Below are 11,546 nucleotides of genomic sequence, written 5' to 3'. Positions count from 1 at the left end.
AGCTCGACCAGTGGCTGCTGCGGGTGAACCTCGACATCCTGCTTCAGGAGTGAGACGGGGTGGTTCGGCGCGGCAGGTCGGGTGGCTGGCCCGAGGTCGGGGCGGCCGTGGTGGCGAGGCCGTGGTGACACGATTGTCTGATCGGATGGGACATCCGGGGTGGCGAGCCGGGTCGCGAGGCCCGGCGAGCGACGGCTCCGGGCCGGTACCGGGACACCGCCGCCCCGCCCCTGCGACGTCCAGCTCTCCGCCCGCGGGCACCTCGGCCCGCGGCGGCCCGGTCGAGGCACGGCCACCGGACCACCGCACCCGACCGAACCCGCCACAACGCCGCCACCAGGGCTTTCAGAGCCCGCACAGGCCCCGAAACAGCCCCCACCCACCCCCGCGCCGCCCGTCCACGGGTGTTCGCCGACGGCGACTGAGGGGCTCGTTGTGTCTCCGCTCCCGCCGGGGTTGCGCCTCGTCCGCCGTCGGGGTTGTCAACACCTTTCCCGAGGAGGCACGCAGAGCTCTTCAGTCGCCGCATCGCGACTCCCGCGCCGGCACCCGAAATGCCGGCCGTCGCTGTCAGATCACCGAACGCATCCGCCTGCCCCCGCTATGCCGGAGACCCGCAGGGGTCGAGGTTCACGGGAAGCACCCTGGGAGGGGCGTGCGCGACGAGCCGCGCCGAAATGAAATCGGGGCGCTCGCCCGGTCTGGTGGGGGAGTCCTCCGTGCACCTCCGCCGATGCGGCCGAGGTGCTGGTAAGCGAAGTCGACAGGAAATCGGCGATGGTGGTCGCCGATGCGGCGATCAGCAGTACGCAGAGAACACGCAGGAGAGGTCCACGGCGTTGTGGTGGGAGGGCTCCTGACCCGCTCTCGACACGTCATATTCGAGCTACGGATCCGTTGCGGCACGGCGTGGTCGTGGTCGTGGTCTCCGAGGGGAGCGGAGCCACGACGATTACCAAAATGGCAGCAGTGAAAGGGTGCCGCAACTTTCTCAGGAAACCCCCGGCCGAGGCGCGGNGACCCAACGCGAGAGCGACGACCGGCGGCGTCGGTCAGTCGTCACGAAAGGTGAGCTACAGATGGGGGGCAAAGCGGGCTTCTCGTGACATAGCGCCGCCTCCGTCAAGCTCATCGACTACTGCTATCGCGCGTATCGGTGTACTATCCGTAAGATTTGTGATCCGAGACACACCAGGTTCTGAAATGTGGAAGAAACACGTGGCCGGCCGCCTATGCCTCGGTCTTCCTCGCGCGNGGTTCGAGTGCGGCGGGACCGAAGGCTCGCGTCGAACTGTTCTGCTGACAACGGGGTATCACTTCTGTCATAGTCCAACTCCGGAGCCCGCAGTCCGCAAGGGCCACGCGTCCGCGCGGGCCCGACTGGCTGTCGGGCGCGCTCACATTGCTCGCTCGCCGTCGCGTGAGTGTGGAAGGAAGGACACCGCGAGGCCGGTGGATACCGTCGTCCGGTAGGTGCTTCCTGTCGGGCAGGTCATTGAACGGAGTTCTGGTCGCCTGCCGCCAGAATTGGATTACATTCCTCGGCCGCAGCGCCCTGCCGCGGCCCGGTTATTTCTCCAGGAGCCACCGGATCATGGGTTGCCCAGCTCGATACCCGCCGCATCTCCGTGCCCTCGCGGCCACCCGGGTCGCCCTCTCGTCCGGCCGGGCCCGCCCGCGGAATCCGGCGCAGGGCTGATCTGATCATCGGCTGACCAGTTCGGAGGATTGCGCTCGGTGAGTCGATCTCGACAGCCCGCGAAAGTCCCAGCCCGCCCCGATCACGGCCGCGGCCGCGGCCGCGAGGCGGCGGCTTCCCATGCTTCGGGTCCGCCGCGCCGAACGGCGCCCGGAGGCACCACGTTACCGCTCCAGACAGCTGCCACGGTCACCTACACCCGACCGTTGTACCGAGTGCCTGCGGGTGAGAGGCGTCCCCCGTCGACAGCGGTGCGCGGTCGGCATCGCCGGCCGGCCGTACGGCCGGCGGCGCGGCATCGCCGGGTGCATCGCCGGCCGGCTGCCCATCGCAGGCGGCGAAGGCACCGTGGTCTCATCCGTACCGCGCTGCTGCCGGCGCTGCTGGCGTCAGCGCTGCTCCTCTTCTGCGCGGCCGGGACACCTGCCAGGAACAACGACCGAAGTACGGCGGACGGCCCGGCGCCCACGCAACTGCGCCCCGGTGACTGGGCGATGCCTGTCCTGCGCCCTGCCACGTCGGGTGCCAGGACTCCGACCATCCCCCCGACGGCCGTCCTGGCGCAGGACGCCGCCAGCGTCGCCGGTGGCGGCCCCGCCAGCGAGACGGCCGCGGCCGTCACTCTGCGAGCCGGCGAGTCGGGTATTCCCGCCCGGTTGCTGCTCGCCTACCGCGAGGCCGCCGACATCCTCGCGGCGGAGCTGCCCGGCTGCCACCTGAGCTGGGAACTGCTCGCCGCGATAGGGAAGATCGAATCTGGTCATGCCGCTGGTCGGCCGATCGGCCCGGACGGCACCATCAGCCGGCCGATTCTCGGCCCCCCACTCGACGGTTCCGCCGGGGTCGCGCTCATTCGCGACACCGACGGCGGCAAGCTGGATCACGACATGACGTACGACCGTGCCGTCGGCCCGATGCAGTTCATTCCCACCACCTGGGCGGGTGCGGGGCGGGATGGCAACGGCGACGGAAAGCGGGATCCCCACAACATCCATGACGCGACGCTTGCCGCTGGCTTCTATCTGTGTGCCCACAACCGTGACCTGGCCGAGCCGGCGCAGCTGCGCGCGGCGATCTACGCCTACAACCCGTCGGACGCCTATGTCCGCACCATTCTCGCGTGGATGCGCGGTTACCAGAACGCGGCGGTTCCGGCAGCGGGCACGGAGACGGCAACTGACCCGCCGAGCGTGTCGGCCGTCGCCGACCCCGATGCCCACGCCGACGCCGATGCCCACGCCGACCCCGAGTCCGAGCCGGTGGCGGTCCCGACGAGCGGGCCCGACGTCGCGGCGGCACCCGCCGCTCCCGGCAGCGGCCCGGTTCCGGTCGTCTCACCCGATCCGGACCGGGACGACCAACCCGCGCCGACGATCACCGTTGACGGGACGGACCTCGTCGTCGTCCCACTGACTCCACGGTCCTCGGCTGCCTCGCAGCCAACCTCGCCAGCGCCCCCGCAGCCAGCCAGGACGGAGGAGCCCACACCCGCCGTCCCGCCGACGGCGGAGCCGACCTCGGCCGCCGCGGTGCCGGCGGCACCGACCGCCACGCCGCACCCTGCAGAGTCGGCTTTCGGGACCGCTGCCGAGAACAGCGGCGGGGGTGGGGAATAGGCGCTGGTACCGGGGCGAGCTCCGGGCGGGTGCGCGCGGGCGGAACACACGCGGCCGGCGTTCGGCGACGCCGACCGAGAGCGGGTCAGGATGTGTGCCGCTGGTCGAGGTCGCTCCTCGGCTGTGTCCCCGGCTCCGCGCCGCGGACGGCTCCGGCCCGGCGCACGCTCCTTCTGGCGCGGATGATTCTGGCGGAGAGCCAGGCGCCGTCAATCAGCAGAACGCACAGGACCAGGCCGTCCGTGCGGAAGCCGAAGATGGAGCCGGCGGCACGTGCGGCTGCCACTGACACGGCTACCAGCGCGACGAACGCGCCGAGAAGAAGGGGGCGGCTGCGAAGGAAGCCGAGAACCTCTCCCGGCCCGACGAGCCTGCCCTGCGGGCCGGGCCGACGGCGCCGGAGAAGCCTGGTTTTCCGCCCGGGCGATGAGCCTTTCGCCATGGTCAGAGCAGCCGCAGCCGACGTTCGGCGACGCCGACCGACAGCCGTTGCCCCCAGGCGAGGGTGATCGTGTCGGTCTCGATGCCGTCGCCGAAGACGATCAGGTGCTCGGACTCGACCCGCAGCTCGAGGCGGGCCGGGGCGGGCAGCAGACCTTCGACCAGGCCGGTTCCGGTGCTCGGTGACGGCCAGGCCTCCCGCACGAACCAGACCAGACCGGCGGTGTCCGCAGCGGGCAGCGGCAGGCGGCTGCTCCGCTGCTGCCACACCGAGCGGCACCAGCCGCTGCAACCCGTTCCCGTCCCCACCAGCAGGCCGGACGAGGCCTGCCGTTCCGCGCGGACGGCGCCGGCGCTGTCCGGGGCGGCGAGCTGGTAGCGGGCGGTCTGGTGGGAGGGATGGCCGACGTAGATCTCGTTGAGCGCCAGCAGCCGCTGGCCGTCGTCCGAAACCGCTTCGACCATCGTGGCCGTCCGGGCGCCGGCCGGGCCGCCGGCCGCGGCCGGGCTCCCCGAGCCCGCCGCGCGGAGCAGCCCGGCCAGCTCACCGACCGGGTGGCGCACCAGGACGCCGGGGTTGCGGCCCGGTTCCGGGTCGATGCCGATGACCGGCTGGCCGTCGAGGTACTTGGCCACGTTGGCCACCAGCCCGTCCTGGCCGACACAGACGATCAGGTCGTCCGGCGCGAACAGGAAGCGGTCGAGATCGGAGCGCTCCACCTCGCCGCGTCGCCAGTCGGCGGGCACGGTGGCGAGCACCGCCTGGCGGGCAGCGCTCACGGCCGCGTCCCGCTCCCGCACCTCGGCCAGATCCCGCCCGCGGCTGGCGAGGAAGAATGCGGCCTGGCCGGCGGTGCCGTGCCGTTCGATGAGCTCGGCGTATTCGGTGCGCCGGTGCACCAGCACGACCCGCGGGGTGAGCGTGCCCATCAGGCGTCGCCGGTCCGCGCCGCGCCGGCCAGCCTGCTCAGCAGGTCGCTCAGGACGTCCGGAGTGATGGTGAGTGCCTGGATGTCGGGAAGCCTGCCGGCCAGGTCACGGACGGCCAGCGTCATCGCCGCGCGGTTGTCCAGGCCGTGCAGGGCCTCCACCCGGGCCCGCTCGGCCGAGGCCTCGGCGCTCCCGATCCGCTCGATCTCCTCGGCTCGGGCGGCGGCGGCCAGCCGGGTCGCCGCGGCCGCGCCCGCCGCGGTGAGCTGCGCGTGCTCGGCCTGCGCCTCGACCGCGATCCGGCCCGCCGCCGCCTTCTCCGTCGCGGCCCGTCGCTCGTTGGCGCCGCGCCGGGTCACCAGCTCCTCCTCGCGGCGGGCCAGCTCGATCTGGTTCTGCATCTCGTTCTCGGCGATGCGGCGCTCCTGCTCCACGGCGAGCGCGCGGCGGCCGTAGGTGGCCCGGTCGGCCTCGGCCTGCACCTGCTCCCGGGTGGGCGTGCGCAGCGCCTTCTCCAGCTCGGGTTCGGGCCGGATCGCGACCACCCGGACGCCGACCACGGCCACCCCGGTCGCGCTCAGTCGTTCGTCGGCCATCAGCCCGGCCGCGATGCGCTGCCGAATGGCCGGCACGCCGTCGACCAGGGCGCCCGTCAGCGTCGTGTGGGCCAGCAGGTCGAAGGCATGCTGCTGGGCGGTCTCGACGATCAGGCCGCCGAGCTGCTCCAGCGGACTCGAGCGCCAGGCTCCGGTCTCCGGGTCGATGCCGAAGTCGAGCCGGCTCGCGGCGAGCGCGGGCGCGGCCACCCGGTAGGTTACGGTCGCCTGCACCGCCACATCCTGGAAGTCCGAGGTGCGGGCGTGGAAGAGCAGCGGGAGTTCCCGGTCCTCCACCGGGATCTCGCTGATCACCGCGGTGCGGGGCCGGTACCAGAAGCTGAGGCCGACCCCCTCGTGCCGGGTCTTCCCGCCGCTGAGATGGCGGACATACGCGGTCGGGGTGCCCCGCAGATGACGCAGGAACGGGGCGCGGCTGATGTCCGCCACGGTGGCCTCCTTGCCGGGGTGGCCGGCCCGACCGGTTGGTGGCGCGGTCGATCCAGCCCGGATGTCTTGATCCCGTCGAAGTGACGATAACTGGGACATGCGGTTCTCGTCAATATGACGAGATTGCCGGTACAGTCGGCAACGTGACGGACCACAAGCTCGGGACGGACCGCCGGCCGCGGGCGGCCGCGCCGCTGACCGCGGGCGGCTACGCCGCCTACGGCGTGACGGTCGACCTGGTAATCCTGACCATCCGGGCGGACCAGCTCTGCGTGCTGCTCGTCCGCCGCGGCCTGGAACCGTTCGCGGGGGCGTTCGCGCTGCCCGGCGGCTTCGTCCGCCCGGACGAGACGCTGGCGACAGCCGCCCGCCGGGAGCTGGCGGAGGAGACCGGCCTGCGACTGGCCGAGCCGCGGGCGGCCGACCATCCATCCAGCCCCAGCCCCAGCCCCAGCCCCAGCCCCAGCCCGGTGATCTTGCCGGGCGTTCATCTGGAGCAGTTGGCTGCCTATGGCGCGGTCGACCGGGATCCGCGGGCGAGAATCGTGACGATCGCCTTCCTGGCACTCGCGCCCGACCTGCCCGAGCCGCGGTCCGGCACGGACGCGGCGGCGGCCGATTTCGTCTCGGTGGCCGCGCTCGCCGGCGCGGCGGAACCGGCTGCCGCCGGGAACGTTGGCTCCGGCTTGTCCCTGGCCTTCGACCATGCGGCGATCCTCGCCGACGGGCTGGAACGGGCCCGGTCGAAGCTGGAGTACACCGCGCTGGCCACCGCGTTCTGCCCGGCCGAGTTCACCGTGGCCGAGCTGCGCCGGGTGTATGAGATCGTCTGGGACGCTCCGCTCGACCCGCGCAACTTCCACCGCAAGGTCACCGGAACGCCCGGATTCCTGGAGCCGACAGGTCGCTCGACCACGCGGGACGGCGGCCGGCCGGCGGCGCTCTACCGCCGGGGAACGGCCGAGATCCTCCATCCGGCGATGCGCCGGCCGCGCCCGGCTGCCGGTTGACGGCCGGCAGCGGCCTGGCCGCGCAGCCACCCGGCCACCCGGCTACTCGGCCACCTGACTGGTCGGGCCGACCGGGGCTTCGCGGGCGGCGCGCGGCCACAGCCAGTGCGCGAAGGCGACCAGCGGCAGCAGCGCGGCGAAGATCGCGACCCCGGACCAGCCGTGCGCCTGGTAGATCGCTCCGGCCAGCGCGGAGCCGATCGCACCGCCGGCGAACATCGAGGCCAGGTACACCGCGTTCATCCGCGCGCGGGACTCCGGCCGGGTCGTGTAGATCTCGCGCTGGCCGAGGATCATCGTCGTCTGCACCCCGAAGTCCAGCAGGAGGCCGGCCACGGCGAGCGCGATCACCGAACGGTCGGCGACCAGCGCCAGCAGCATCGAGCCCGTGGCGAGCAGCAGGCCGGCGCCGGTCGCGACCCGGGTGCGGCCCTGGTCGCCGAGCCTCCCCGCGAGCGGTGCCGCGGCGGCGCCTCCGGCTCCGACCAGGGCGAAGAGGCCGATCGCGACCTGACTCAGATGGTGTCGCTCGTGCAGTTCGTAGGCGATCGACGTCCAGAAGGCGCTGAAGGCTCCGAACATCAGGGTCTGGTAGATGGCCCGCCGGCGCAGCACCGGCTCGTGTCGGAGCAGGTCGAGCAGGGAGGCGATCAGGGCCGGATAGTTCGGGCCCGCCGCGGGCCGTCGTTCGGGCAGCACCTTCATCGCGGTGAGCACCACCACGATCATCAGCGCCGCGGACAGCCCGTACACCCAGCGCCAGGACAGCGCCGCCGCGACGAGACTGGACGTCGTGCGGGCGAGCAGGATCCCGAGCAGCAGCCCGCTCATCACCCGGCCGACGACGGCCCCCTCCCGCCCGGGTGGTGCCAGATGCGCCGCGAACGGCACCAGCACCTGAGCGACGGTGGACGTCGTCCCGACCACGAGCGCCGCGACCATGAAGACCGACAGTGACGGGGCCACGCCCGCGGCCACCAGCGCGATGGCGGCGCCGCTCACGAGGCAGACGGCGAGGCGCCGGTTCGCCACCAGGTCGCCGAGCGGGACGATCAGCAGCAGGCCCAGCGCGTAGCCGATCTGGGTGACGGTCACGACCAGCGCCGTCTCGCCCTGGCTGGTGCCGAAGGCCGCCGCCAGCTGGCTCAGGATCGGCTGCGAGTAGTAGAGGTTGGCGACGGCCAGCCCACACGCCACGGCCAGGAAGAGGGTCACGGCACGCAGTCGTCGGGGATCGTCGCGCACCTGGCGGAATGTCGCGGTTGTCTCACCCATGATCAACCTTTGATAGTGAACGTAGCGTTCACGAAACTATATATCTGTACGCCGCGTTCATAAACTAGGCTGGGAGTGTGACGGAGGACGTACCCGCGATCCGCCCGGCGGGCGCCGACTCAGCCCCGGCCGCTCCCGCCCGTCCAGTCGCGCCCCGTCCTGCTTCCGCCCGTCCTGCGTCAGCTCATCCCGGGCCGGCCCGTCCTGCGTCAGCCCGCCCCGGGCCCGGCCGGCCGCGCAGCGAGCAGGCCCGGCTCGCGATCCTCGACGCCGCCGCCGAGCTGCTGATCGAAGGTGGCCTCGCCGCCGCCACCATGGAGGCGATCGCGGCGCGGGCCAAGGTCAGCAAGGTGACGATCTACAAATGGTGGCCGAGCCGGGGCGCCGTGGCGGTGGAGGCGTACTTCCACCGCTACCGGCCCCAGATGGGCCTCTTCGACTCCGGCGACCTCGCCCGCGACCTGACAGCACAGATCACCCAGATGGTGGACGCCTTCCGCGGCCGGGCCGGCGCGATCATGGCTGAGCTGATCGGCGCGGCCCAGACGGATCCGGCACTCGCGGACCAGCTGCGCGCACGGTGGATCCAGCCCNGCCGGGACGCCAGCACCACGCTGATCCAGGCCGCCGTCACCCGCGGCGAACTGCGGTCCGACCTCGACGTCCAGACCGGGCTGGATCAGCTGTTCGGCCCGGTCTACTTCCGCCTCCTCGTCCGCCACCTGCCGCTGGAGGAGGAAATGCCCGCGGCGCTCGTCCGCACCTTCCTCGACGGGGCGCGGTCGACCCTCGACGGGGCGCGGTCAACGCCCTGAGCGCACCGGCGGTCGCCGTCCGGGGCATGCGGCGGTCCGGGCGTGTGCGCGGGCCGTCGCGAGCAGGAGGTCCTCGCTGGTCGCCGGTCGGGGGCGGGTGGCCGGGCGCAGCCCGTGACGGGCCAGCGCCGTGCGGGCGCCGGTGTTGTCGGCGCCGTAGAGGAGCGCGACCAGGCGCCGGGTCCCCGCGCGCTCGGCCACGGCGGCGGATTCGGCGGCGGATGAGGCGAGGTCCGCGGGCGTGTCGAAGAGCAGGTCGGTGCGGCGCAGCACGGGCGGTTCCGTGCCGTCGGCGAGGTCGAACTCGACCAGGGTCATCTGGTCGTCGGAGCGCCGCCGGTCCCGGAGGCGCTCGGCCGGGCCCGCCGTGCCCCGTCCGCCCGGCCGCGCTGGCAGGCCGATTCGGCGCCCGTGGCTCGCGGGCGGTTCACCCGGTCCGGCGCCCGCTCCGCGCGCCGCGGCACCTCCGAGACGGTCGAGTTCGGAGGCGATGACGCCGGCGAGCAGGTTGGCGCTGGTGTCCCAGCTGAAGCCGCCGGCCCACTCGCGGGCAGCGGTGCGCAGCGCGCGGGCCTGGGCCGGGTCGGCGAGCCGGGTGAGTGCGCGGTCGATGGTCGCGCCGAACAGCGCCGGGTCGTCGACCAGCCAGCCGGTGACACCGTCGCGCACGGAGTCGCGCAGCCCCGGCACCCGGAACGCGACCGCGGGNACGCCCAGGCCGTTGGCCTCCAGCACGGACAGCCCCCACCCTTCGCCGTGGGACGGGTTGACCGTCAGCCACGCGGAGGCGAGCACGGCGTCACGCACCTCGGGGCTGGCGAACCCGTGCCAGCGGATCGTCGCGTCCGAGGAGCCGTCGCCCTGGGTGATCGCCAGCCGGGTGGCGAGCTCGGTGAGCCGGCCGCGGTCCGGGCCGTCGCCGACGAGGTGCACGCACAGGTCGGGGTGCCGCTCCAGCAGGGCGGGGAGGGCCTCGATCAGCAGGTGCAGCCGCTTGTGCGGGACGAGTCGGCCGACGCAGACGATGGTGGGCCGCTCGGCCCGTGCGGCGACATCGGCCGGATCCGCCGCGCCGTCGGGCATGGTGACGCCGTCGGGCACGGTGACGCCGTTGGGGACGAGGAACCGCGGGCCGGGCAGCGCCAGGACGCCGCGGGCCTCGTCCCGGGTGGACGGTGAGACCACGGCCACCGGTCGGCGCCGGTAGACCCAGCGGCTGCCGGGCGCCTCCAGCAGTTGGCCGACCCGGGCGACCGGGCCGGGGAAGTACAGCGGGAACTGCTTCTGGTGCACGTGGTGCAGCACCTGGACGACGGGGATCCGCGGCGGGAGGACCAGCGGGCTGAAGAACGGGATGCCGTTCTGGCAGTCGACCACCGCGTCGACGCCGTCGGCCGAGCGGACCATCCGCGCGAGCCGAGCCAGAACCGACGGGTATACCCCGAAGGTGCCACCCCCGCGCCGCACGGAAACGCCCGCTACGAGGCTGCGGGCCTCGGCCCCCGGCGGGCGGGAGGTGAGCAGNGTGACCCGGACGCCGGCCGCGGCGAAGCGCTCCGCGATCGAATGGCAGAACAGCTCCGCCCCGCCGGCCTGCGGATGCGCGCTGTCCCGCCAGTTGAGGAAGACCAGGTGACGGCCTGCCAGCGTCTGGGTGGTCGTCGGCGCGGCTGCTGTCACCAGATCACTCCCATCGCGCGGAAAATCCGGCAGGTCCGGACTCCTGGGCCGAGAACCTACTCACACTTCCGCCGGCTGACACTTCCGCGCCGGGGGCGGCCGGCGCAACGCACGGATCCGCGTGCTGAGTCGACCGCGGTGACCGCCATGAAAAGTCTCTGGGCTATCAAGTAGACAGCCGAAGAACGAGCACCGCCGGGACGCCGGGTCGCGCCGTGGCCCGGCCCGCTGCCCCTCGGGCCCTCCGAACGGAGAACACGTGGCGCTCTTCAGTACCTCCATCGAGCACGCTCCGGCCCGGCGTACGCGCGCGGCCGGCCAGGTCTGATGCGCGACCCCGCCGACGGCGGCCCGGACGCGACGCGTGGCCCGGACGGTACGCGTGGCCCCGACGTGACGCGGGATCCGGACGCGACGCGGGACCTGGGGCCGTCCGGAGATCGAAGCCTGTACCGCGATCGAGGCATCCACCCGGCCCCCCAGGTCAGCCGCCGACGGCTGATCGCCGGGGCCGCCGGGCTCGGTGCCCTCGCCGCGGGGGGCACGGCGGCGTGGCGGCTGACCACCGGCGACGAGCCCCGGGTGCCGGACCGGCCCGGCGGTACCGTTCCCGACCATGGCGGCGCTGCCACGTCGGCGCCGTCCGGGTCGTCCAGGAAGATCCCGCGGGGCCTGCTGTCGATCTTCGGTGCGCCGGGCACCTTTGGTGATCTCGATGGGTCGTCCCCCATCGGCACGGTTGAGGTTCCGGGCTGGGGTTTCGGGCCGGGTCAGGCGGCCTACATGTCGGCGGTTGCGGCTGACGGAACAGTGTTCATCGCGACTACTCCGTTCACTGATGACCAGTCGAAGCTCACNGGTACGGGTATGGAGTTGGGTCTGTTTGAACCGGCCCAGCCGCGCTTCTCTCGGCTGGTCATCCCGTCCAGTACCGGGCGGCAGACCCAGCCGCGCGCGGAGCTGCTGTTCTCCGGTATCGGCGGCGGTGACGTGTCCGATGTTCAGGTGGTGCCCGCGCCGGCGGGGGAGCAGGG

General features: G+C 73.0%; 7 protein-coding genes and 4 pseudogenes. 4 read left to right on the top strand and 7 right to left on the bottom strand.

All coding sequences use genetic code 11. The features are described 5' to 3' along the window. The first annotated feature begins 2,193 nt into the window (after window positions 1–2,193). Window positions 2,194–3,315, top strand: coding sequence for a lytic transglycosylase domain-containing protein (locus UG55_RS28970; protein ID WP_066074536.1), 1,122 nt, complete (start codon window positions 2,194–2,196; stop codon window positions 3,313–3,315). Window positions 3,316–3,400: 85 nt separating this feature from the next. Here the strand turns inward: UG55_RS28970 and UG55_RS30540 are convergent, their stop codons facing one another. The 3 genes from UG55_RS30540 to UG55_RS26190 all read right to left on the bottom strand — a co-directional run bounded on the left by UG55_RS30540 (window position 3,401) and on the right by UG55_RS26190 (window position 5,732). After that, window positions 3,401–3,607, bottom strand: a complete 207-nt coding sequence (locus UG55_RS30540) for a hypothetical protein (RefSeq protein ID WP_128423208.1) — start codon at window positions 3,605–3,607, stop codon at window positions 3,401–3,403. A 152-nt stretch (window positions 3,608–3,759) separates the two neighbouring features. After that, entirely contained in the window at window positions 3,760–4,686 is a 927-nt protein-coding gene (locus UG55_RS26195; protein ID WP_066074530.1) for a hypothetical protein, read from the bottom strand. Beyond that, window positions 4,686–5,732 (bottom strand): SPFH domain-containing protein, encoded by a 1,047-nt coding sequence (locus UG55_RS26190; RefSeq protein ID WP_066074527.1) that lies wholly within the window; start codon window positions 5,730–5,732, stop codon window positions 4,686–4,688. Before UG55_RS26190 ends, UG55_RS26195 begins: the two co-directional genes overlap by 1 nt. A 194-nt stretch (window positions 5,733–5,926) precedes the next feature. Here UG55_RS26190 and UG55_RS26185 point away from each other — a divergent pair, with 194 nt between their 5' ends. Further along, window positions 5,927–6,742, top strand: coding sequence for an NUDIX domain-containing protein (locus tag UG55_RS26185; protein ID WP_066074541.1), 816 nt, complete (start codon window positions 5,927–5,929; stop codon window positions 6,740–6,742). 42 nt (window positions 6,743–6,784) lie between these two features. Here the strand turns inward: UG55_RS26185 and UG55_RS26180 are convergent, their stop codons facing one another. Next, window positions 6,785–8,017: an MFS transporter gene (locus UG55_RS26180; RefSeq protein ID WP_066074524.1), complete on the bottom strand. Its 1,233-nt coding sequence runs from the start codon at window positions 8,015–8,017 to the stop codon at window positions 6,785–6,787. 77 nt (window positions 8,018–8,094) lie between these two features. On the opposite strand from UG55_RS26180, the pseudogene UG55_RS45850 reads away from it, so the two are divergent. Together UG55_RS45850 and UG55_RS48365 are read left to right on the top strand one after the other, a co-directional pair. Next, window positions 8,095–8,610, top strand: a pseudogene (locus UG55_RS45850) (TetR/AcrR family transcriptional regulator); the annotation flags it as partial. A 1-nt stretch (window position 8,611) separates the two neighbouring features. Next, window positions 8,612–8,832 (top strand): TetR-like C-terminal domain-containing protein (locus UG55_RS48365; RefSeq protein ID WP_396231027.1); only part of this gene is annotated, 221 nt, incomplete at its 5' end. On the opposite strand, the pseudogene UG55_RS44320 reads toward UG55_RS48365, so the two are convergent. From UG55_RS44320 to UG55_RS44310, 3 pseudogenes are all read right to left on the bottom strand, one after another. After that, window positions 8,821–9,540, bottom strand: a pseudogene (locus UG55_RS44320) (glycosyltransferase); the annotation flags it as partial. The gene UG55_RS48365 and the pseudogene UG55_RS44320 sit on opposite strands and share 12 nt — an antisense overlap. A gap of 1 nt (window position 9,541) precedes the next feature. After that, a pseudogene (locus tag UG55_RS44315) lies at window positions 9,542–10,356 on the bottom strand (glycosyltransferase family 4 protein); the annotation flags it as partial. 1 nt (window position 10,357) lies between these two features. Beyond that, window positions 10,358–10,512: pseudogene (locus UG55_RS44310) on the bottom strand (glycosyltransferase family 1 protein); the annotation flags it as partial. Between the last annotated feature and the right edge of the window lie 1,034 nt (window positions 10,513–11,546).

This window comes from Frankia sp. EI5c (assembly GCF_001636565.1).
In the GTDB taxonomy this organism is placed as follows: domain Bacteria; phylum Actinomycetota; class Actinomycetes; order Frankiales; family Frankiaceae; genus Parafrankia.
Note: the sequence above shows the minus strand (reverse complement) of the source record. Positions and strands in the feature narration are given on the sequence as shown.

What these genes read in the sequence shown, in the direction of transcription:
- UG55_RS28970 (WP_066074536.1), top strand. Translation starts at nt 2,194, where the DNA reads ATGCCTGTCCTGCGCCCTGCCACGTCGGGTGCCAGGACTCCGACCATC.
- UG55_RS26195 (WP_066074530.1), bottom strand. Translation starts at nt 4,686, where the DNA reads ATGGGCACGCTCACCCCGCGGGTCGTGCTGGTGCACCGGCGCACCGAA.
- UG55_RS26180 (WP_066074524.1), bottom strand. Translation starts at nt 8,017, where the DNA reads ATGGGTGAGACAACCGCGACATTCCGCCAGGTGCGCGACGATCCCCGA.